20 protein-coding genes and 1 tRNA gene are annotated in these 22,941 nt (G+C 47.0%); 13 read left to right on the forward strand and 8 right to left on the reverse strand.

What is annotated here, in order from left to right; genetic code table 11:
* The first annotated feature begins 25 nt into the window (after window positions 1-25).
* The 3 genes from AC5JBY_RS05325 (at window position 26) to AC5JBY_RS05335 (ending at window position 4,388) form a co-directional block, all read left to right on the forward strand.
* A complete protein-coding gene (locus tag AC5JBY_RS05325; protein WP_495903524.1) occupies window positions 26-2,587 on the forward strand; it encodes an ABC transporter permease in 2,562 nt (853 codons plus the stop codon).
* A 143-nt stretch (window positions 2,588-2,730) separates the two neighbouring features.
* The gene (locus AC5JBY_RS05330) at window positions 2,731-3,123 is read left to right on the forward strand and encodes a helix-turn-helix domain-containing protein (RefSeq protein WP_495903525.1); all 393 of its coding nucleotides are present in this window, start codon (window positions 2,731-2,733) and stop codon (window positions 3,121-3,123) included.
* 218 nt (window positions 3,124-3,341) lie between these two features.
* A complete protein-coding gene (locus AC5JBY_RS05335; protein WP_495903526.1) occupies window positions 3,342-4,388 on the forward strand; it encodes an LLM class flavin-dependent oxidoreductase in 1,047 nt (348 codons plus the stop codon).
* On the opposite strand, the gene AC5JBY_RS05340 is transcribed toward AC5JBY_RS05335, so the two are convergent.
* Window positions 4,381-5,361, reverse strand: coding sequence for a GlxA family transcriptional regulator (locus AC5JBY_RS05340; RefSeq protein WP_495903527.1), 981 nt, complete (start codon window positions 5,359-5,361; stop codon window positions 4,381-4,383). The two genes, AC5JBY_RS05335 and AC5JBY_RS05340, sit on opposite strands and share 8 nt — an antisense overlap.
* A gap of 390 nt (window positions 5,362-5,751) precedes the next feature.
* Here AC5JBY_RS05340 and AC5JBY_RS05345 point away from each other — a divergent pair, with 390 nt between their 5' ends.
* From AC5JBY_RS05345 to AC5JBY_RS05360, 4 genes are all read left to right on the forward strand, one after another.
* Window positions 5,752-6,207, forward strand: a complete 456-nt coding sequence (locus AC5JBY_RS05345) for a protein-disulfide reductase DsbD domain-containing protein (protein WP_495903528.1) — start codon at window positions 5,752-5,754, stop codon at window positions 6,205-6,207.
* A gap of 31 nt (window positions 6,208-6,238) precedes the next feature.
* The gene (locus tag AC5JBY_RS05350) at window positions 6,239-6,727 is read left to right on the forward strand and encodes a hypothetical protein (RefSeq protein ID WP_495903529.1); all 489 of its coding nucleotides are present in this window, start codon (window positions 6,239-6,241) and stop codon (window positions 6,725-6,727) included.
* Window positions 6,728-6,837: 110 nt separating this feature from the next.
* Window positions 6,838-9,567 (forward strand): family 78 glycoside hydrolase catalytic domain, encoded by a 2,730-nt coding sequence (locus AC5JBY_RS05355; RefSeq protein ID WP_495903530.1) that lies wholly within the window; start codon window positions 6,838-6,840, stop codon window positions 9,565-9,567.
* A gap of 45 nt (window positions 9,568-9,612) precedes the next feature.
* On the forward strand, window positions 9,613-10,251 hold the full coding sequence (locus tag AC5JBY_RS05360; RefSeq protein WP_495903531.1) for an NAD(P)H-dependent oxidoreductase: 639 nt from the start codon (window positions 9,613-9,615) through the stop codon (window positions 10,249-10,251).
* 11 nt (window positions 10,252-10,262) lie between these two features.
* On the opposite strand, the gene AC5JBY_RS05365 is transcribed toward AC5JBY_RS05360, so the two are convergent.
* Window positions 10,263-11,378 carry a class 1 isoprenoid biosynthesis enzyme gene (locus AC5JBY_RS05365; RefSeq protein ID WP_495903532.1) on the reverse strand — a complete coding sequence of 372 codons (1,116 nt, stop codon included), beginning with the start codon at window positions 11,376-11,378 and terminating at the stop codon, window positions 10,263-10,265.
* A 192-nt stretch (window positions 11,379-11,570) separates the two neighbouring features.
* On the opposite strand from AC5JBY_RS05365, the gene AC5JBY_RS05370 reads away from it, so the two are divergent.
* The 3 genes from AC5JBY_RS05370 (at window position 11,571) to AC5JBY_RS05380 (ending at window position 13,185) form a co-directional block, all read left to right on the forward strand.
* Window positions 11,571-12,215, forward strand: a complete 645-nt coding sequence (locus tag AC5JBY_RS05370; RefSeq protein ID WP_495903533.1) for a Crp/Fnr family transcriptional regulator — start codon at window positions 11,571-11,573, stop codon at window positions 12,213-12,215.
* A gap of 95 nt (window positions 12,216-12,310) precedes the next feature.
* Window positions 12,311-12,979, forward strand: a complete 669-nt coding sequence (locus tag AC5JBY_RS05375; RefSeq protein WP_495903534.1) for a peroxiredoxin — start codon at window positions 12,311-12,313, stop codon at window positions 12,977-12,979.
* A gap of 2 nt (window positions 12,980-12,981) precedes the next feature.
* Entirely contained in the window at window positions 12,982-13,185 is a 204-nt protein-coding gene (locus tag AC5JBY_RS05380; RefSeq protein WP_495903535.1) for a hypothetical protein, read from the forward strand.
* 56 nt (window positions 13,186-13,241) lie between these two features.
* On the opposite strand, the gene AC5JBY_RS05385 is transcribed toward AC5JBY_RS05380, so the two are convergent.
* From AC5JBY_RS05385 to AC5JBY_RS05395, 3 genes are all read right to left on the reverse strand, one after another.
* On the reverse strand, window positions 13,242-13,667 hold the full coding sequence (locus tag AC5JBY_RS05385; protein ID WP_495903536.1) for a VOC family protein: 426 nt from the start codon (window positions 13,665-13,667) through the stop codon (window positions 13,242-13,244).
* Between the two features lie 71 nt (window positions 13,668-13,738).
* Window positions 13,739-14,233, reverse strand: coding sequence for an SRPBCC family protein (locus AC5JBY_RS05390; RefSeq protein WP_495903537.1), 495 nt, complete (start codon window positions 14,231-14,233; stop codon window positions 13,739-13,741).
* Entirely contained in the window at window positions 14,230-14,550 is a 321-nt protein-coding gene (locus tag AC5JBY_RS05395; protein WP_495903538.1) for an ArsR/SmtB family transcription factor, read from the reverse strand. The genes AC5JBY_RS05390 and AC5JBY_RS05395 overlap by 4 nt, the downstream gene beginning before the upstream one ends.
* Window positions 14,551-14,751: 201 nt before the next feature.
* Here AC5JBY_RS05395 and AC5JBY_RS05400 point away from each other — a divergent pair, with 201 nt between their 5' ends.
* Window positions 14,752-15,690, forward strand: coding sequence for an alpha/beta fold hydrolase (locus tag AC5JBY_RS05400; RefSeq protein WP_495903539.1), 939 nt, complete (start codon window positions 14,752-14,754; stop codon window positions 15,688-15,690).
* Here the strand turns inward: AC5JBY_RS05400 and AC5JBY_RS05405 are convergent.
* Window positions 15,646-16,278, reverse strand: a complete 633-nt coding sequence (locus AC5JBY_RS05405; RefSeq protein WP_495903540.1) for a DinB family protein — start codon at window positions 16,276-16,278, stop codon at window positions 15,646-15,648. The genes AC5JBY_RS05400 and AC5JBY_RS05405 overlap by 45 nt on opposite strands.
* Window positions 16,279-16,512: 234 nt before the next feature.
* Window positions 16,513-16,586: transfer RNA gene (locus tag AC5JBY_RS05410), tRNA-Asn, on the reverse strand.
* 279 nt (window positions 16,587-16,865) lie between these two features.
* Between AC5JBY_RS05410 and AC5JBY_RS05415 the strand changes: the two genes are divergently transcribed.
* Window positions 16,866-19,850 carry a PAS domain S-box protein gene (locus AC5JBY_RS05415; protein ID WP_495903541.1) on the forward strand — a complete coding sequence of 995 codons (2,985 nt, stop codon included), beginning with the start codon at window positions 16,866-16,868 and terminating at the stop codon, window positions 19,848-19,850.
* Between the two features lie 152 nt (window positions 19,851-20,002).
* Window positions 20,003-21,226: a glycosyltransferase family 9 protein gene (locus AC5JBY_RS05420; RefSeq protein WP_495903542.1), complete on the forward strand. Its 1,224-nt coding sequence runs from the start codon at window positions 20,003-20,005 to the stop codon at window positions 21,224-21,226.
* On the opposite strand, the gene AC5JBY_RS05425 is transcribed toward AC5JBY_RS05420, so the two are convergent.
* The gene (locus AC5JBY_RS05425) at window positions 21,220-22,902 is read right to left on the reverse strand and encodes an ArnT family glycosyltransferase (RefSeq protein WP_495903543.1); all 1,683 of its coding nucleotides are present in this window, start codon (window positions 22,900-22,902) and stop codon (window positions 21,220-21,222) included. The two genes, AC5JBY_RS05420 and AC5JBY_RS05425, sit on opposite strands and share 7 nt — an antisense overlap.
* Window positions 22,903-22,941 lie beyond the last annotated feature (39 nt).

Raw genomic sequence — 22,941 nt, forward strand, 5'->3', positions numbered from 1 at the left:
TTGACAGAATCTTGAAACACAGCTAATGGATAGGGACAGATTTATCTATAAGAAGAAACTTAATTTCCGGTGGCTCCTCCTTATGGCCTGGCGTGATAGCCGCCGCAACCGCTCCCGCCTCTTCCTGTTTGTATCATCCATCATATTGGGCATAGCCGCCTTGGTAGCTACCTTTTCATTGGGCGATAACGTGCGCAAGGATATCGACAAGCAGGCCCAAACCCTGGTAGGCGCCGACCTTGTTGTGGAAAGCAATAAGCCGGTCAATCCAAAGATGCGCCCCCTGTTAGATTCACTGGGAGACCAGCGATCAGAAGAGCGCACGTTCGCTTCTATGATCTACTTCTCCAAAAGTGGCGGCACCCGTCTGGTGCAAGTGCGCGCACTGCAGGGCGACTTCCCTTATTATGGAGCATTGGAAACAACGCCGGTAGCGGCAGGCAAAGGATTCCGCTTGGCGCAGCAGGCATTGGTCGATAAAACATTGATGCTGCAATTCAATGCACAGGTAGGCGATTCTATCCAGGTTGGTGATGTAACCTTTGCCATCGCTGGCGTGCTCAACAAAGCACCCGGCCGCACAGGGCTCTCCACCACAGTAGCCCCACCGGTATACATCCCACTCAAATACCTCGACCAAACCGGACTGGTACAAAAAGGCAGTCGCGTAGGCGTCAACTTCTATTATAAATTCAACGAGTCATCACAAGTGGCCGATGTTGTAAAAGACTTAGAGCCGAGATTAGAAAAAGCAGGACTCGACTTCGATACCGTAGAAGAAAGAAAAAGAAACACGGGCCGCTCATTCGAAGACGTGAATGAGTTCCTTACCCTCATCAGTTTTATAGCCCTGTTGCTGGGCTGCATTGGTGTAGCGAGCGCCATTCATATTTACATCAGAGAGAAGATCAGCTCCATTGCTATCCTGCGTTGCCTGGGCGTTAACTCCGTGCAGGCATTCCTGATCTACCTGATCCAGATTGTGGGCATTGGTACCATTGGTGCCATCTTCGGTGCTATACTGGGCACGTTGATACAACAAGTACTCCCATCCGTACTGAAAGATTTTCTGCCCATTGAAATAACAGCCGGCATATCCTGGCCATCCATTGGAAAAGGCATTGCCCTCGGAGCAATCATTGCCGCACTCTTTGGCTTGCTGCCGCTGCTTTCTGTGCGCAAAGTATCACCCCTCTACACATTGCGCTTATCCTTAGAACCTGCCCGCTCCTTCCGTGATCCGTTCAGGTGGTTGGTATACCTGCTGATCCTGGCATTCGTAATAGTGTTTACGTGGTGGCAGGTACATAGCTGGATACAGGCCATGATCTTTACAGTGAGCATACTCCTCGCGTTCCTCATACTGGCAGGCATCGCACGCCTGCTGATGTTCCTGGTTCGTCGCTTCTTTCCTGCTTCGTGGAGTTACCTGTGGCGACAAGGATTTGCTAACCTCTATCGCCCCAACAACCAAACCCTCACCCTCATTACGACGATTGGCCTGGGCGCCCTGTTCATCAGCACCTTGTACTTTATCCAAACGATACTCATCAACCGGGTTAGCTTAACCGGAAGCGGTAGCCAGCCCAACATGGTGCTGTTCGATATCCAAAACAGCCAGAAAGATTCCGTTACCCAGTTGGCAAAGAACTTCCAGCTACCCATCCTGCAGCAGGTGCCCATCGTAACCATGCGCATCGAAGCCATCAATGGAAAAACAGCAGCCGATGTAAAGAAAGATACCAACTCCAAAATATCCGAACGTGCATTCGAATGGGAATTCCGGGTCACTTACCGCGACTCACTCACCGATTCCGAAAAGCTCACTGCCGGAAAATTATCACCGCGTGTTAAATACCCCGGCGACATAGTTCCCATTTCAATGGAAGAACAATACGCCCAGCGCATCAATGTGAAAATGGGCGACAGCATACTCTTCAACGTGCAGGGCGCATTGGTGCCAACAGTAGTAGGAAGTATGCGAAAGGTTGACTGGCAGCGCGTACAAACCAACTTCCGGGTAGTATTCCCGCCGGGCGTATTGGAACCTGCACCAAAATTCCACGTGCTCATCACACGTGTGCCTTCTCCGGAAGTGTCTGCACGGTTCCAGCAAACAGTAGTGCGCAACTATCCCAACATCTCGATCATTGATCTCCACCTCATCCTGAAAGTGTTGGATGATGTACTCAGTCAAATAGGATTTGTAATACGCTTCATGGCTGGCTTTAGCATCATTACCGGATTAATTGTTCTCATCGCATCCGTACTCATCAGCAAATACCAGCGCATGCAGGAAAGCGTATTACTGCGCACACTGGGCGGTAGCCGCCGGCAGATACTCATCATTACAGCACTGGAATATTTTTTCCTCGGTGCGCTGGCAGCAGCCACCGGCATCCTGTTGTCTCTTGTAGGTAGCTGGGCACTGGCACGCTATAGTTTCAAAACAAGCTTTTCGCCCGACTGGTGGCCTGTAGCCATCCTGTTCGTCGCCATCTCCCTGCTTACCATTCTCATCGGCATTTTCAATAGCCGCAGCGTGGTCAACAGGCCACCGCTAGAGGTACTGAGAAGGGAAGTGTAAGTTTTTGCAGGGTGGGTCGCCCTCAAAGGGCGGCTCACCCTGCAAAAGGATAGCACGTTAACAATCAATGCCTTCATGCGGCGATTGGAACTCAGAACGAACAAAAACCATACTCATTCGTTAATAATAGAAAGGCCGCCAATATGATCAGCCGCAATGAAGAGATCTTTCAAAACTACCTTACCCTCATCGATGAGCATTTAAAAGACATCGTAGAGGGAAGGACAGATATTATGTTCGAATTGAGAGACTTTGCAAAGCAGCTGTTTATACATCCCGGCCACTTTAGCAACGTCATTAAAGAACATACCGGCAAGCATCCGTGTTATTTCTTTGAGAAGAAGATATTGGTCATCGCCAAAGACCTGCTGCAGGATACGCAGTATGCAGTGGCAGACGTAGCACAGATACTTACCTACGACCCTTCAAACTTTACCAAATGGTTCAAAGCATTTGAAGGAATGACCCCTTCGCAATACCGGGCACAGCTGATCAAACAACATCAGCAAATGGCCAGGCCCATGATGCAGGAATAACGAGTTTATCGTCGGCTTATAGTTAAAAACAAACAAGTGGAGTCTCTCGGGACTCCATTTGTTATTTACCCGATTACCGTCGAAGACGGCTCTTGCCGCCTTTTCGTCTTTCCGGCTAAACTTCCTCTCGGTTCCCCGTAGTATACCACCCACCGCCTCACTCAAATGAACTTGTTATTGTTATAACACTGAACTTTGCAGCAGTCAAAACAAACAATATGGAATTAGGTATTTGCACATTCGTAGACCACATGCCCGATCCGGTGACAGGAAAAGTGATCAGTGCCCACCAACGCATGCAGGACCTCATGGAAGAAATAGAGTTGACCGAGCAGGTGGGATTGGATGTATTTGCAGTAGGCGAGCACCATCGGGTGGAATACCTCGTTTCATCACCCGCCGTTGTGCTGGCGGCCGCAGCAGCAAGAACAAAAAGAATAAGACTCACCAGTGCTGTTACAGTATTAAGCTCCGACGATCCCGTGCGCGTGTTCCAGGACTTCGCCACTGTTGATCTGATATCGGGCGGTCGTGCCGAGATCATGGCAGGCCGCGGCTCCTTCATAGAATCATTCCCACTCTTTGGATACGACCTGAAAGATTACGATGAATTATATTCCGAAAAGCTCGAGCTGTTATTGAGGCTGAACGAAAACGAAAAGATTACCTGGAAAGGGAAACATCGTCCGGCTATCAATAACCTCGGCGTTTACCCACGCCCTCATCAGCAGAAGTTACCCATTTGGATAGCTGTAGGCGGCACACCCGAATCTATTGCAAGAGCCGGTAAGTTGGGAGTGCCCCTGGCGCTGGCCATCATTGGCGGCGAGCCCCACCGCTTTGCACCACTTATTCAGCTGTATCGTAACACGGCAAAACAAGCCGGCCATGACCTGGATTCACTGCAGGTAGGCATCAACTCCCATGTATTTATTGCAGACGATAGCCAGCAGGCCGCTGACCAATTCTATCCTTCCTATGCAGCAATTATGACCCGCATTGGACGTGAGCGTGGTTGGCCTCCTTTATCCCGCGAACAGTTTGAAGCCATGCGCAGCCCGCGCGGTCCCCTCCTGGTAGGAAGCCCCCAACAAATCATTGATAAGATACTATACCAGTATGAGCTGTTTCAAAATACCCGCTTCCTGGCGCAGATGAGCGTAGGCCCGGTGCCACACAAACAGGTCATGCGCGCCATAGAACTGTTCGGTACACAAGTAGCTCCGGTGGTAAGAAAGGAGTTAGCCCCAAAGCTGGTTAAATAGCGACGGCGCGATTGTACTTGTCCCGGTATTCACCCGGCGACATGCCCACTACCTTTTTGAATACATCGCGGAAAGCCTTGATATCGGTGTAGCCGGTTTCATACATTACCTCATTCACGGTTTTCCGGCCGCTTTCCAGTTGCTTCTTGGCAACCTCTACCTTCACCCGCTGCATGTATTCAAAAACAGAGTTGGAAGTAGCCGTCTTGAAGCGTCGCTCAAAGTTCCTTCTACCCAGAGCAACGTGAGTAGCGATCTCGTCTACAGAGATCTTCTCCTGGTAGTTGCTTTCAATAAACTCCTGCGCCTTCAGGATACTCTCATCATTGTGGTGCTTGTAGCCCTGGAAAATGATGAACTGCGATTGGCTCGTGCGGCCCATATCCAACGCAAAAATCTTGGCGATCAAAATGGCCATATCACGGGTGGTATGCTTCTCGATATAATACAGGATCAGGTTGAGGTAAGAATAAGCCGCGCCACTGGTATAAATACCACTCTCATCAGTCATGATCTTATCATCCACCATGTTCACATCCGGGAAACGTTCCCTGAAATCATTGGCGTGGATCCAGTGCGTAGCACAACTATGACCCGATAACAAGCCGGTAGAAGCCAGCAGGAAAGCCCCGGTGCACAAACTCATGATCTCAGCCCCCTTCGAATATTGACCTACAATCCAGGGCAAAAGCCCCTTGTTGACCTCCATGCTTTTGAAAATATCGCCATGCAATGCAGGAATGATCAGCAGATCGGTTTTGAAATCTTCCGTGATCAGGAATTTGGTATGAACACTGAAAAAGTCCTCCTTCATCAGATTACTCCGTTGCTTGCCCACCAGTTGAAAAGAGAAAGCAGGCGCCTTCCCGGCACGTGCATAAGCTTTGTTCACCTCTGCGAAAATGTGGTGTATGCCCTCCACATTACTCAGGCTGATATCCCCCTCAGGAATCAAAACAGAAATGTATTTCATACGCTAAAATTAAGAATTCACATTGCTGATTGTATGCTTCCTGCAACAAAGTCGCTTTCACCCCCTTCTCTCGTTCTTCCATGTGTCAGGCATGTGCCAACCATGTGTCAAACGGGGGTGTTTACCAATGACAGACACATCCCTGACACATGGTTCACATATGGGTTGAATAGATTTGGCAAAAGGTTCACATTTCCGGAAGATTTATTTTCGAAAAGAAACAATTGAGAATCTGTGCATTGCATAGACTTCAGGTATTTCGTACTGTTTGAAGCAATCGTTGAAAGATCAAGCCGTTTACCGAAAAACATGCGGCTAATGATTATATTTAGGAAGTCATTTTCCGAAGCCTATTCGCTCTAAAAAAGACCCCCATAAACAACCCCTTATATGATTAAAAAATGCCTTTCATTGCTGTTGCTGATAGTAGTTGCGCTGAATATCCATGCTCAGCAAGACCCGGTGCACGTGAAGTTTGAAGTAAAGAAACTGGCAGATAAAAGCTATGAACTGCATATAGTGACAGCCATCGATGCACCCTGGCATATCTATTCGCAGATACAACCCAAAGAAGCAATAGCAGCACCTACCGAGATCAGCTTTACAAAAAATCCGCTGATCATTATTAATGGCAAGGCTGCTGAAATAGGGAAGAAAGAAAAATACGAGGATAAAAACCTGGGCATTATACAGTATCAGTATAGCGACAAGTTGGAGTTTGTGCAGAAATTCTCCCTGAAAGCAGCCGTAAAAACAAACCTGCGTGGATCAATCACCTACATCGCCTGCAACGATACACGATGCCTGCCCGATAAAACAGTGGAGTTCGATATTCCCGTTCTTTAAACCATCTTAACTTTACTTTCATAATCAGCGTATGCCCCCACGAAAAAAGAAAGCAGCACCAAAGAAAAAAGCAACTGCTAAAAAGAAACCAGTTGCTAAAAAGAAGCCTGCTACAAGTAAAAAAGTATCTACTCCAAAGAAAGCCACGCCTGTTAAGAAAGCAACAGCCCCAAAGCAAGCGAAGCTGCCACCACTGGACAAAGCTTCAAATAAGGAGATAACGGTGGAGGTTATTCAAATAGTAACGGGTGGAGGGCGAGAGAAAAGCCTGAATATGATATTGATCCGTACAGAGAGGTTCCGGACCAACAACCATGTATTCGACATTCATACCCACCAGGACGAAAATAAGCCCCGGCTGATCATCGATGCTTATAAAGTAACTCCGGAAGGCATAGAACATCCCAACATATTACGTAAGATCCTCAAAGCCGACCCTTCGGCCAAAACACTGAAGAGCCATGCCAGATACGCTGAAGCCATAGCAGCGTTAAAGGAAGAGTTGAAAAATATCCTGTAAACACATCAGCGAATGCAGGACACGGCAGGATAGCCAGCTTGTACAGGCTCTGTATATTCGAAATCAATGCTTTGCTAAGATTTTGCTAACTTAAGAACATTACAAGCTATATGAAGAAATTCATTGCCGTTATTACTGCATTTGCAGCTGGTATCTCATTGTCTATGGCGCAAGTACAGGTACAAAACCTCGCCACCGAAAACCTAAGCAACCCCATTGGCCTCGACATCACAAAGCCTCACTTTAGCTGGCAGCTGGTTTCTCCCAAAAGGAATGTGTTGCAAACAGCCTATGAATTAAGAGTAGGCAGCGATCCCAAAGAACTTGCTCGCGGTAAGAGTTCCTGGACTACAGGTAAAGTCACTTCCGATCAATCTATCCTCGTTCCCTACAATGGCGAAGCGTTAAGTTCCGGCAAGCGCTACTATTGGCAGGTGCGGGTATGGGACAATGCCGGGCAGGCTTCAGCCTGGAGTACACCCGCCTTCTGGCAAATGGGCCTGTTAAAATCGGCCGACTGGTCTGCCCAATGGATTGTGCCGGGCTTCGAAGAAGACAACCTCCGGGCTTCCCCATTATTTCGCAAAGAGTTCAACAGTAAGAAAAAGATCAAATCGGCAATGGCCTACGTCACAGCACATGGCCTGTACGAAGCACAGATCAACGGAAAGAAAGTGGGAGATGCCTACCTCACACCGGGCTGGACGAGTTATAACAAACGCTTACAATACCAGGTGTACGACGTAACCGATCTGGTGAAAACCGGCAGCAATGCTATCGGCGTAACCCTTGCCAATGGCTGGTACCGGGGCAACCTGGTATGGGAAGGACGCAAAGACCTGTATGGAAAAGATATCGCCCTGCTGTTTCAACTGAACATTACTTACACCGATGGCTCTACTGAAAACATCATAACCGACGAAAGCTGGAAGTCTTCCACCGGAGCTATCCGCTATTCCGAAATTTATCATGGAGAAACCATCGACGCCCGGCAGGAAAAGAAAGGGTGGGCTATTGCCGGCTACGACGATAAAACATGGAGTGGTGTAAAGAAAGCCGATTTCTCTAAAGATGTGCTGGTGGCCACCTACAACGAACTGGTGAAGAAACATGAAACCTTTAAGCCGGTGCGTATTTTTAAAACGCCTGCCGGCGAGCAGGTCATCGACTTCGGTCAAAACCTGGTAGGCTGGGTGGTGCTCAAAGTAAATGGAAAAGCGGGCGACACGATCAGGCTGTCACATGCTGAAGTGTTGGACAAAGCCGGAAATTTTTACATCACCAACCTTCGCAAAGCAAAAGCCGAAGACAACTACATTTTGAAAGGCGGCGGAGAAGAAACCTTTGAACCAAACTTTACCTGGCATGGCTTCCGTTTCCTGAAAGTAGAAGGCTATCCCGGCGAACTGAAACCTGAAAACTTTACAGCCGTTGCCCTTTACTCCGATATAAAACCGATAGGCAGTTTTACCTCATCCAATAAAATGATCAACCAGCTGCAACACAATATCGAGTGGGGATTGAAAGGCAACTTCCTCGACGTGCCCACAGATTGTCCGCAAAGAGATGAACGCCTTGGCTGGACAGGAGACGCACAAGTGTTTTTCCGCACGGCATCCTTTCTGCGCGACGTAGATAATTTCTTCAGCAAGTGGATGAAAGATGTAGCAGCCGATCAGTTTGCCAATGGAGCTGTGCCCCATGTGGTGCCGAATGTACTCAATGGCAATGACGGCGGTAGCGCCGGCTGGGCAGATGTATCTACCATCATACCCTGGAACATGTACCTGGCCTACGGTGATAAAAGAATACTGGAAAACCAATACCCCTCCATGAAAGCCTGGGTGGGCTACATGACGAGCCAAAGCACCAACAACCTGTGGAATAAGGGATTTCATTTCGGCGATTGGTTGTTTTACAGCCTCGGCGATGACCCGGATGGCCGCTCAGCTATCACCAACAAATACCTGATCGCCCAATGCTTTTATGCTTATTCCACGCAACTGTTGCTCAAGGCTGCTACTGTGTTGGGTAAAACAGAAGACGTGGCCACTTACACAGCCCTGCTGGCAAAGATCAAAGATGCATTTGTAAAAGAATACACGACGCCGAATGGCACAACAGTAAGCAACACGCAAACCTCTTACGTACTGGCCCTGCAATTTGATATGCTGCCGGAAGCCTTGCGGCAACAGGCGGCAGACAGGCTGGTGAACAATATCAAACAATACGGCAATCACTTGACCACCGGCTTCCTGGGCACACCTTATCTCTGTCATGTGCTCAGCCGTTTCGGTCACTCAGATATGGCATACACCCTGTTGCTGCAGGAAACTTATCCTTCCTGGCTGTATCCGGTGAAGATGGGCGCTACCACCATCTGGGAGCGTTGGGATGGCCAGAAGACAGACGGTTCCTTTCAAACCCCTGGCATGAACTCTTTCAACCACTACGCATACGGTGCCATCGGCGACTGGATGTACCGCGTAATGGTGGGCCTCGACACCGAAGAAGGAGCCGTAGGTTATAAGAAGATTACCATCAAGCCCCATATCGGTAAAGCGTTTACACAGGCGGCAGCCAGCTACATTACGCGCTACGGAAAACTATCTTCAGGCTGGAAGGTCGAAAATGGCCAACTGACGTTGGAAGTAGAAGTGCCGGCCAATACAACAGCAACCGTCTATGTGCCTGCAGCCGCAGCCAGTGATGTAACGGAAAGCGGCAATGCACTAACAGCATCCAAAGATATTCAGGTGGCTGGCCAGGAGAAAGAATACGTTGTGCTGAAGGTAGGATCAGGCAGTTACCGTTTCAATGCGCCATGGAAAGCCCAATAGGGTGGATAAACTACATTTGCCTGAAAAGCGGCAAGGCGCATCAAAATGGAAAACAATACAAGCATCCTGCTTATCAATGGCTCTGTAAGAGGAGAATTGGGAAATGCTGGTGTAATCACGCAACAGGCGGCAGCATATTTAAAACAAAAACACAACGTTTCTGCTGACATACTTACGCTATCGCAAGTAAAGGGTAGCATTGCCGAAGTGCATGATTTACTGAACAGCTCCAGTGGATTTTTTGTAACCACAGGCACTTATTGGAACAACTGGGGCTCACCGCTCCAGCGTTTTTTAGAAGTGATGACGGCCTTTGAGAATGCACCTGCTTTTTTCGGAAAGCCTATAAGCTGTGCCGTGACCATGGATTCCGTAGGTGGTACAGATGTAGCGGCGCGTCTTCATTTCGCTTTTGCGGGCCTGGGTTGTTGGAGCCCGCCTTGTTCAACATTGGTATTATCCCGCACCGGTCAGGAGGCAATAGCTGCCTCTGCCGGAAAAGAAGACGATCCCAATGAAGACGTGTGGCGCCTGAGCGATATGGAGATAGTGTTGGACAACCTGGTTACAGCTACGCAGATAAAACCTGATTGGAAATGCTGGCCACATGGCAAGCTGAGTATTCCCGAGGGAAAGTGGCCGGATGCAGGCGATCTCGACATGGACTCACCTAAGTTTTTATAATACGAGACCCATTAGGAAGAGAGCACATGTTCCTTCGTTGGTTGATACCGGTGAACAGTATCGGAAGAAGCAGCGTCATAGTGATTGGTAAATCGTCTGGTAAGTTTTATCCACTTTATGTATTGTCGCAGGTTGTCCATATCACAAACCAGCTCCTGCCGGCTTAATGTCTTTAATTCCTCAATCGTTGAAACATCAGCTGTAACCCTTTTCAACTGCTCCAGCGACATCCACCCCATTGCATTGAGCGCATGAATAGTGATAGCATAATTTTGCCTGGCTTGTACCGGGTAAGGCAATTGAGATAACTGGCGATTGATGGAAGCGATCTCCGATAGGAACAGTTGCTGCAACTGTTCAAAATTCCGGAACAGATTGGGAAGCGTGTACAGGCCATTATGTACATCTTTCCATACGTCGAAAGCATCATTGGTAAGCTGCATCAGGCCAGCCGCTGGATAAAGCAGCTGGTGCATCTCCGGCGAAGGATAATGGTCCAGGATGGCATAAAACAGCAGCAGGCTGTAATAACTCTTGTTATAAGTGATCTGGTAAAGTTCCTCTTCTGTTATGTTTTCACTCAGTTGCTTCAACGACTCATTCTCCCATTTACAGCCCTCCTGCAAGTACTCGATGAACAATTGCCGCCTGGGCGTAAGGCGCAACAATTCCAGGTACAACGACTTCACCACATGATCTGCGGTGTTTACCGGAGTGTACACTTCCGGTGCTGTAACCAGCGAGATAATTTGTTCGTGGTGCAATAGTTGATCGTCATACAAGTCATCGACCAGCGGCATGAAAACACTTAACAGGATAATCCTTTTATGCTCTTCTTCTTTTAATTCATTCCCGGTGAGCTGGTACAGATTGTCGCATAGCACGTTCAGCGAAAGCTGATAATACTTGGCGATCCGTTGTATTTCTTTCGGGGAAAAACTATGCTGTGCATCACGCATCACCTCGGCCAGCAGTACAGGAATTTGCGCTTTACAATACTGCTCCTGTTGCTTTAACCGCCTGTGCAAAGCAAACAACCGGCGAATAACGCGGTACATACTGACAGCAGGGGGCTGGCCATTGGATAAACCAGTCTTGTCAGTTATGTTTGGCCCTTTTGGCGTCACGGAGGTAATTGATTTAAGGAGACTAAGGTAAGCATATTCTGACAGGGCTTTTAAAAATACAAGCCACTGGATAACACCTGAATACATGGTAATTCCAACGCGCTGGTGTACCTTGGTGTTACCAAACCAAACAGTCAAATTTCGAAGGGAAAGCTGTACACTTTCTCCGGGAGATTGACAACAATCATTAATATGATCAATCAGCCCTTGAATTATATCGATAAGTTTTCACCATTCTTTGAACCATCCCTACTCGCAGAATTGGAAGCAAAGTCAATGCTGATGGAGGTAAAAAGCGGAGATACCATGCTCAACATTGGGCAAACGATCAGGGCTGTCCCACTCCTGGTAAATGGAGTAGTGAAAGTGAGCCGGATCAACGATGAAGGCCAGGAACTATTACTATACTACGTAAAAGAAGGCGAGAGCTGCGCCATGACATTCAACTGCTGCATGCTTTCTCAAACCAGCGTGATCAAAGGAACAGCAGAAGAAGACAGCACATTACTTTGCGTGCCGGTAGCATTGATGGAAGAATGGATGGCGAAATATCCATCGTGGAAAAAATATGTAATGACGACCATATTGGGACGCTTTACAGAGATGATCAAATGTATCGACGAGGTAGCCTTTAAAAAGCTGGACGAAAGATTGATCGGCTATCTGAAAGAAAAATCACGCGTTACAGGCTCTGCAGTACTCAATCTTACCCACCAGCAGATCGGTGATGAGTTGGGCACCAACCGAGTGGTGATCTCCCGCTTATTGAAAAAACTGGAAAACGATAAGAAACTCCTCATCTACAATAAGCAGATCAAGCTGTTGAAGGATTTGTAACATTTGTTACAGCAGCTTGTAACAACTGTTACAGAAATAGCTTACCGACTGGCTCATATTTGTGTTGTCAACCAATCAATTAAAAAACAACAAATATGAGCTTACGATTAAACAGCACCGCACCGGATTTTACGGCAGAAACAACCAAAGGCACTATCCAATTCCATGACTGGATCGGAGAAGGTTGGGCTATGCTTTTTTCACACCCCAAAGACTTTACGCCTGTGTGCACTACAGAGCTGGGTTACATGGCGCGGATAGAACCGGAGTTCACCAAACGCAACTGCAAGATTATTGGTTTGAGTGTAGACCCGGTAGAAAGCCATGTGAGGTGGGAGAAAGACATTGAAGAAACACAGGGAGCGGCAGTCAACTACCCCATGATTGGCGATCCTACCCTGGCCATTGTCAAATTGTATGAAATGCTACCAGCCGAAGAGCCGGGCACTTCAGACGGAAGAACTGCCGCCACCAACCAGACAGTGCGTTCTGTGTTTGTTATTGGGCCCGACAAGAAGATAAAGCTCCAGCTCACCTATCCAATGACCACAGGCCGCAACTTCAATGAGATATTGCGTATACTGGATTCCATGCAGCTGACCGCCGCCCATAAAGTGGCTACACCTGCCAACTGGCAGAACGGCGATGATGTGATCATTGTTCCGGCTGTATCGGATGCAGAAGCAAAAGAAAAATACCCGGAAGGCTGGAAAACAGTCAAGCCTTATCTCCGTATCATTCCTCAACCCGCTAAACTGTCTTAATCATGAAAGCACCTGTATCAACGCGTATATGGTATGCCATCATGGCTGCCATCCTGTGGACTGGCATTTACTTTACCGGTTTCTCCACCGTAAGCTGGATGTTCTATTTGCCGGCTGTGGGGTTGACGGTGGCCAGTATAATTGGGGTTTGCCCCACCGTGATAGCCGCGCTGAAATTGTTTGGCGGCAGTTCGAAACGTTCGTAAATAGTAGAGAATAACACAAGAAGGAATAAATAAAAAGGTCGCTATCGGTGGCCTTTTTATTTTTGGTCAAATTCCACGATCCATTCAATACCGTATTTGTCTCTGAAACAACCAAAATAGGAACCCCAGGGACTATCGCCAATAGGTCCTTCTATTTCTCCTCCCACGGAAAGCCCATTAAATATTTTGTCTGCCTCTGCTTTACTTTCCGCACTTACTACAATTTTACTCCTGTTCTCATTTTCGTTCGTTCTTCCCATAATTTCCGGAACATCATTAGCCATCAACATGCTGTCTTTACCGATAGACAAAGCAATATGCATTATCTTATTTTCTTCTTTTTTTGCTACCGGGAATTCTGCGCTTGCAAGGTCTTTGAAACGGATGATCTTTGTAAACTCTCCGCCAAATACTGATTTGTAAAAGGTAAATGCTTCTTCGGCATTTCCATTGAAATTAACATGGGGATTGATCTGTGCCATAGTTGTTATTTTTCTATGTTATTAAATTCGTTACTACTTATTTGTTTTGATTGTCGTTTTGAAAGTGAGAGTCATTTTTGCGATAAAGTCTTCAACACGTTTTCCAGATTAACCATTGACATCTTAAATCCTTCTGTAAAGCCCATTTCAATCAGCTTCTCCATCCGGGCAAGCGATTCGTTATAAATAGTAATACGCACTATTGTCTTTCCGTTCTCTTCGCTAAAAGTGTAATCCCATTCAGAACCTGGCAATTCAGGGTTTTCATCTTTGTCCGCAAATGCGTTAAACATTTTAAAATGGGTCTTGGGGCTGATGGAAGTATATTTCTGAATTGCCCAACGCTCTTGTCCGTCGGGACTTACCATCGCATAAAACCTTCGTCCACCCACCCTGAAGTCCATAACTTTTGTTTTTGACATATAGGGTTTAGGAGCTACCCATTGGTCAAGGATTTCTGCTGTGGTAAATGCATCCCATACCAGCGACAGGTCAGCATCAAATTCCCTCGTTATGTGTACGGTTTGCGCTGCTTTGTCAACGGTGAAATCAAATAACAAGCTCATTTGTTCTTATTTTTTAGGTTATTCAATACTTGATCCAATTGATGGAACTGCTCTTCCATGATCTTCCGGAACTGGTCGAGCCATACATCGACCTCTTTCAGTTTATCGATCTTTAGTTCATAGAAGATCTCCCGGCCATCCTGCTTGGGGGCCACGAGATCACATTCCGACAAAATGCGCAAGTGCTTGGATATAGACTGGCGGGTGATGTCGAAATGCTCCGCAATAGCGTTCGGGGTCATGGCCTGCACGGCGATCAAAACGAGGATCGCTCGGCGGGTGGGGTCTGCAATAGCTTGAAAAATGTCTCGTCTCATAAGTAATAAATAAGAAGCCGTTCGGTTGCAAATATACATGCAGCCGATCGGTTGCGCAAATTTATTTTACAAAGGTAGATACCTGAGTAGGTGCTCCGCTGGCGGAAAGCTAAAAAGGGTCGACGGGCCACCTGCTAAATGATTGATTATCTGAAGTAATATACTAACGACCAGGGGCATAGTCTTTGATGGCATACCATTATGAGCAGACAAATTTTCAACAGAACGATTAAAGTTGACGGTATCGACATTTTCTACCGGGAGGCTGGCGATAAGAAAAATCCATCCGTGTTATTGTTACCTGGCTTCCCAACCTCGTCCGTCATGTTTAAAAACCTGATGACAGCTTTAGCAGACAGGTTCCACCTGGTGGCGCCGGATTTCCCCGGATTCGGATTCAGCGCTTTTCCGCCCAAAGATCAATTTGAATATACGTTCAGCAATATATCGGCTTACATCAACAAGTTTACGGATGAGATAAACCTTCGGTCATTCACCATCTATTTGCATGACTATGGCGCTCCTGTCGGTCTTCGATTATGCGTGAGTCATTCCGAAAAGATCGAAGGGCTAATTGTCCAAAACGGCAATGCATACGAAGAAGGAGTTGAAAAGATATGGGACGAAATGAGAGAATACTGGGAAAATCCTACCCTTGAAAAAAAGAAAAAACTGTATACATTCCTAAGCGAGGAAGGCGTGAAGTGGCAATATACAGCAGGAGTACCTGAAGAATTATTACCAACAATAAGCCCTGAATTACCGGTACTGGATTGGGACTCTATGAAAAGGCCCGGTAATATCGATATGCAATACGAGCTGAATTGTGACTATAAGAATCACATGAAAATGTTCCCCGTCTTTCAGGAGTATTTCCGTATTAATCAACCTCCTGCTATCGTTATATGGGGAAAACATGATCCGTTCTTCAATGTGGAAGAGGCTGTATGCTACAAGAGGGACTTACCCAACGCGCAGGTTCATATTGTCGATGGCAGCCACTGGGTACTGGAAACAAACTTTGACGAGGTGTTGAGGTTGATCGATGATTTTTTAAGTAGCATTTATAAGCAGGCCCTGGTTGATACGGATATTTCAGCGGGCATTCGAAAACCTGGAGTCCGCAATGATTCTTTTTAGTTGATCAGTATGCCGAATGCGATGGGCAACAAGCAATAAAGCCAGTTGATAATTGTCTTTGATAGTACGTACGCCTTTGCTATCTATTCTGAAAACAAAATACCTTCTAAGGTCCTTCGATGCATTAGCCGTGAAAAACTGTTTGGCCAACTCATTGGCTTCAGTAAAAATGCGCACACAAGTTTGCTTGTTGCAGTATCTGTTACTGGGCAAATTCGTTCCCCTGGCTCTGCCTTTCTCCGGTTGTGTAGCATAAGCCATTGCTTTTTCATCACCCCCCTTAGTAGAGTCCACATAACTCGCAGGAAAGCTCGGCTGAGCAAGTGAGAACCACAGCTCCCGTACATAGCCTTCATCGATAAGCCCCAGATGTTCTACAATGTCATTGGCAGACCAGGTATCAGCATCGATATGATAGAAGAATTGAGAATCTGTGAGCGTATTCACGACCCTTACCAACTCATTATGTGTGGAATCCAGGAGCTTTAACATCTTTTCATGCTCCAGGTTAGTATAAAGTCGCTGTTGAGTCTGTGCTGTAAGCGCAACAGAACAGGTAAGAGAAAGGATAAGTATAAGGTATTTCATGGTGTGTAGTTGTTGATCTTGTGCATGCCAGCTTTCCGGCATAACTCCGAAGCTACTTACCAACTCATTAATTTACGCAGCTTTTTGAGTGAACCGTGGGGATTTCATAGTACAACGTTGGAAAGTAAGTTTGAAATGCAGGAAGGAATGGTAGCGGAAGTGTTAGGGAAAGAAGATTAAAGTAACATGGCATAAACGACAAAGGGTTCAGATAATCTGAACCCTTCGTTTTCGCTCCCCCTTCAGGACTTGAACCTGAGACCCTCTGATTAACAGTCAGATGCTCTAACCAACTGAGCTAAGGAGGAATATGTTTGCCAAAATGACCTTTTCAGGCTCCTGGCGGCCCCTTTTTCGGGTCTGATTGTCAGGTCGTTAACCGGCCTTTCCACATCATATCCCCTAAGGGGTTGCAAAAATAGGGATTTTTAGTTTTCCTCCATGCGCTACGGCAAATTTTCTATAAGAAATATTTATGCCCCATAACCGCCCGGTTACCTGGATATTTTCAAGCCCTTGCAAGACAAATTATAGTAACTTACTATTTGAACCCCCGCCGGTAAAAACCTATATAACTCTGATACGCAATGTCCATGAAGACATACATGCCTATATTATTTGTGCTGTTCATCGTACTGGCCGGAGTCTCCTTCTTTATCTGGTCGTCCTGGAAAGATCGCTTCCGTGCTCAGGAATCCCAACTATGGCTCACACACTCCAATGATGTCATCAAAGCCCTCGACCAGGTGCAGGCTCTCGTCACCGAAGAAGAGTCAGCAGTTCGTGGATATGCCGCCACCGGCAATGCAACTTTTATTATCGGCTTCCCCGAACACAACAAAACCCTGCAGACAAACCTCGATCGTCTTACCCAACTTGTAGTTGATAACCCGGCACAATACACCCGGCTGCAGCACCTCAAAAAACAAGTTGCAGCAAAGATGGCTTTCCAGCAGGAAGTCGTCCAGGCAAGCAGGCAAACGCCTGCCGAAGGGGCACAACTTATTGGCAGCTTGCGGGGTAAAAGATTGATGGATAGCTTTTCCATTTCCCTCGCCAATATGAGATCGAGCGAAAACGACCTGCTCAGCGCCAGAACGTTGAGAAGCCAGGAAGTAAGTCGCAAGTCTTTACAAACAGCTATTATCGGCGCGCTCGCCGTCTTGGTCTTTATCGCTTTTCTGTTGTATCGCCTCAACAACGATATCGTGAAGCGCCACAATGTAGAAGACGAATTACAAAAGAGTGAGGTCAAATACCGCCAGTTTGTAGAAAATGCCGGTGTCATCACTTATACCGCTGATGTCAATGGCAACTTCACCTTCATCAGCAAACAGGTAGAAGCATTGACGGGATATACCCCTGAGGAAATGTTGGGCCAGCATTTTTCAGCCCTCATCCCCGAAGAATGGATACCCAGGGTCGCGGCCGTATACCAACAGCAATTCCTGGATCGTACCCGCGAAACCACCATGGTATTTCCCATCCGGTTTAAGAACAATGGTATCCGCTGGGTAGAACAAGATGTTATCCTGCTCGAAAAAGATGGCCGGGTACAGGGCTTTCAATGCGTAGTGAAAGATATAACCCAACAAGAGCTGGTGCGGCAAAAGCTGCAAAAGATCGAAGACGAACAAAAGGAATATCAATACCGCATCCAGGCCATTTTGGACAATGCGCCGCTGATCATTTACGTAAAAGACCTCGAAGGCCGCTACCTCCTTACCAACAAGCAATGCAGAGAAGTATTTGGTCTCTCCGACGATATGATCATCGGAAAAACAGTACACGATGTGCAGGCCAACAAACACGCTGCCGAGCGATACAACGTTGCCGATAAACAAGTAATAGAAACCCGCAAGCCGGTAGAGTTGGAAGATGTATTATACCTGCCCGGAGGCCCCCGTCACCTGCTCACCATCAAATTCCCGTTGTTTGATAAAGACAATCAGCTCCTCGGAGTGAGCGGTTTTATGAAAGACATTACCGACATGGTAAAGTCGCGGCAGGAGCTGATAGCTGCCCGCCAGAAAGCAGAGACTGCCGAAACCCTGCAGGAGCAATTCCTGGCCAATATGAGCCACGAGATACGCACGCCCATGAATGGCATCATTGGTATGACAGGTCTCCTTGCGCAAACGCCACTCCAGTCCCATCAGCAGGAATATGTGCAAATGATCAAGCAGTCGAGCGATAACCTGCTGGTGCTGATCAATGATATCCTTGATCTGTCGAAGATCAAAGCAGGAAAGATCAGCATCGAGAAAATACCTTTCAGCCTTGGAGATATTATAAAATCGCTTAGCGCTGTTTTCAGGTTGAAGGCCGAACAAAAAGACTTGAGCTTTTCTACCTTGCTGCATCCTTCAGTACCGCTGCATCTCGTGGGCGATCCGCACCGCCTGGGCCAGATATTGACGAACCTGTTGAGTAATGCCCTCAAGTTTACCGAGAAAGGATATGTGACCCTCGAAATAAATCTACAGGAGCAGGAAGACGAACAAGTGATCCTTTGCCTGCAGGTAAGCGATTCGGGCATTGGTATCGATGAAAAACAAGTGAACCTCATTTTCGAAAGCTTCTCCCAGGCGTCTTCCGATACAACACGCCGGTTTGGAGGCACAGGTCTTGGTCTGGCCATCACCAGGCGACTGGTGGAATTACAACGAGGCAGTATTCATGTTGCCAGTAAATCCGGCGCTGGCACCACCTTCACGGTGTTGCTGCCATACGGCCTTAGCACAGAAGAAGAAGTGGTGCGCGGCAATATAAAAACGATCGTACAGCCCGAAGACCTGGAAGATTATTCCGGCAAGCACGTGCTCATTGTAGAAGATAATGATGTGAACCAGCGTGTATTGCAATACAACCTGGAGCGATACAAGCTGGCCGTTACGGTAGCTGAAAATGGCAAAGAAGCCGTTCGCTGGCTCGAGAAAAACAAGACCGACCTTATTATGATGGACCTCCACATGCCGTTGATGGATGGCTTCCAGGCTACCGATTATATTCGCCGGCAGTTAAGGCTCACGGTCCCCATCGTTGTATTAACGGCCAGTGTGTTGCGCAACGAAAGACAACGCTGCCTGCAGATTGGAGCCAATGATTATGTGGCCAAACCCTTTGCGCCGGAAGAGTTGCGCCGCTGTCTCGAAAGATATCTCCTGGACCGGAAAGAGGAAGAACTGAGTTCGCAGCCGATGGCAACAATTGTCGACCATCCGGCCTTTGACATCTCTATATTGCTACAATTAAACGACAACAACGTTATCAGGGAAATTTATAAAGTATTCGAGACCACCGTTCCATCGGGGCTCGAAGAGTTGAAACAACTGGCCATCAAGGAAGATTGGGATGCGGTATTTGAATTGGCCCACAAGCTCAAAAGCAGTCTCGGCATTATACAGGTGAAAGACCTGCACGGTAAAATGACCACCATTGAAATGAATGCACGCACACAGAAACAATTGTCAGAGATACTTCCCATGATCAATGAATCCATTGCAGCTTATTATCATGTTGCCCCTATGATCAAGCTGGAAATAGAAAAAGAAGTGATCGCCGATCATTAATCGTTTTTTAATGCTGTATCATGTAGCAACAGCTGCTCAAATGATAATAAACTCATAATCTTGCCTGTCAATATCACGGTAAGTGGGTACACTAACTTCGCCGTTTTTATTAATGTGGGCAGCATCGACTGCCTGATTTATAGGCTGTTGCTATGAAGGTAGATACAATGCGCATGATCGACACGAAAGTAGGAGTACTCTTGTGTTTTTTGATCAGTCCTTTTGTTTATATAGTTGATGTACTGCGTGGAGGACGGAGAGCAAAGCCAGATACCCGCCGTGTGTTGTTTATCGAGCTATCGGAAATGGGTAGTGCCGTAATCGCCGACCCGGCGATGCGCAAATTGAAGCAGGAAGGCCCATCAGATATCTACTTTGTTATTTTTAAGAGCAACGTTAAGAGCCTTAAGATCCTCAACACCGTTCCTGCTGAGAATATCTTTGTGATGGATGCCACCAACCTGCTCACCCTTTTCAAAGATGTGCTCCGTTTCATGTCCTGGTGCTGGTCGAAAAAGATAACCACGGTAATCGACCTGGAACTGTTTTCCCGCTTTACAGCGATGTTGGGCTTTTTTAGTGGTGCCCGTCACCGGATTGGCTTTGCCAGCTTCCATGATGAGGGATTGCACAGGTTCAATGTTATTAACCAACCTGTTCGTTACAACTCCCATGTACACATAGCAGTTAATTTTGTTTCCCTCATCAATAAAGCCCTGGGGCATTTTGAAAATCCTTATGCTACACAAGTTGTAACGAAGGAGGATATAAAGCTCGCACAGGCTGAAGTGCCCACTCATACCCTTACGCCTGTACAGGAAAAAATAAAAGGCTTATACCCCGATTGGAAAGGAGAAGCGATCCTGTTGTTTAATGCCAACGCGTCCGACCTGTTGCCCCAGCGCAGGTGGCAGCAGGAAAACTTTGCAGCAGTGGCACGAGGGGTGCTGAATACTTTTGATAATGTGTTGATCGTAGCCACCGGCGCCCCTTCCGAAAAAGAATATGTGCAGAAGGTGGTGGGTATGGTTGATCACAAAAGATGTGTCAACTCGGCTGGAACTTTCCTGTTTGAAGAGCTGGTGCCGCTATATACCCTTAGCACCTTTATGCTTACCAATGATTCGGGACCTGCACACTTTGCATCGGTAACACCCCTGAAAGTATTTGTATTATTTGGACCTGAAACGCCGGCACTGTACGGCTCCCTGGGCAACTCAGAGCCATTCTACCTTGGACTGCCCTGTTCACCCTGCGTAAGCGCTGCCAATCACCGCAAAACAACTTGCGTCACGCGGCCTTGCATCACAGGCATCTCTCCTGTCTGGGTAGAAACGCGTCTGCGTCAATACCTCACAGAGCAAGGAATTCAATAAGGAATTACCCGGATGATATATCGTTTCTTCATCGCTTTAGCGCGTGTACTTTTATTGACGAAAGGCAAGGTAAGACGCGTTACAGGATAATAATCCCATTCCTTCACCACTTCATAATGGTAGTTGTGATTCTTCATCAGCTCCAGTTCTTCCTGCGACACATACCACAAGCCATATTGCAAACGGGGGTCTGAAGCCTTTACAATATTTGTATCCTTTTTGATATAAGGATTGTTTACATAAAACTCCAACGCATTGGTATGAGGATCAAGATTAGTGATACTGCTGTCGGGAATATTTTTATTCAGGTAAAAAGCAGCTTCACTACCTGTTTGATAATGTAACAGATCGGGATAGAATACCCAATTGAGATAGAGGTTGACAATAAAAATAGCCAGCCCACAACGATAAAGCAACAGACTAAACTTAGTGGTTTGTAACCAGCGAGGCAGGAAAAGCATTAAACCAAACAACGCCACGATAATAACGATCAGCACCCAGGAAGGAGTGGCTGGTTGATAAAGCACTTGCAGGAGGATCACCAGCAATACCGCTACCACCAAGATAATGTATTGCGTTACAGTAAAAAACTTTATTAGCTTGTTGGATAATAAAGGCAGATACTGGGCAGTGATGATGGCCAGCAAGGGAAAGATGATATTGGCATAGTGCGGCAACTGGAACTTGGAAACCGAAAACACCAATAAGATCAGCAGGCTGCCTCCCAATGTATAAAACTCCACTGGTGTGGCAGCATCTCTCTTCCAGGTGCTCCTGATTTTCCTGAATAAAGCATAATACATCAGCAAGGACCAGGGGAGGAAAGCCCACAACAACGTGTGCACAAAGAAAAACAGATCACCGTTACCCTTAATAGGACCGGTGTTCATAAAGCGACCAAACTGGCTGTCCCAGAAAAAGAAACGGATGCCTGAAACACCTGTCTGCCCAAATACAACTTTTTCCGGATGCGCATCAAACTGGTACCAAAGACTATACAGTTCAGGGAACAGGAATATCAGCGTAAGGATAATGGCCAAAGCCCATTTCAGGTTGAATAACTGCTTCCATTGCCGGCATAGCGCCAGATGCACTACCACCGCGCCGCCAATAGGGATGAGCGTGAAAATACCTTTTGTCATGGCTGCGCAGGCGGCAAACAAGCTACCCGCTACAAGGTGGCCAAACCACCGCGCCTCGGTCGCCTTATAAAAGTGATAAATACCGGCAATGATCAACCCTGAAAGAAAAGGTTCGGCGCGTACGTCATTGCTTGATAAGATGATATGCTCTGCAGTAAGAAAAATGAACACCGACCACAACGCCACCGTTTCATTAAACTTTTCCCGGGCAAAACGATACGTATACCAGGCACCCAGTAGCACAAACAAGATACCCGGCAGTTTGTACGACCAGGTATGAACACCAAATACCTTGAAGAAGAAAGCCGTTACCCAGAAAGGGAAGTGAGGCTTGTCGAGCCAGTCGCCCCCCTCGAGATAAAGCTCAAAATAATCATTGCGCAGCAGCATGTTCTTCGAGATAGCCGCATACACTGCCGCATCAGGAGCCATAAGCGTAACAAACAAACCGCTGAAATTCACGAAAACAGCCAGTCCAATAAAGAACTGCAGCCATTTTTTTTCAGGCGCGGGGAGCACCGGTAATACAGTCATAATACGTATTCGATTGGAAACGGAAGTTATAAAAGCTAC

The sequence above is a fragment of the Paraflavitalea sp. genome, assembly GCF_059502485.1.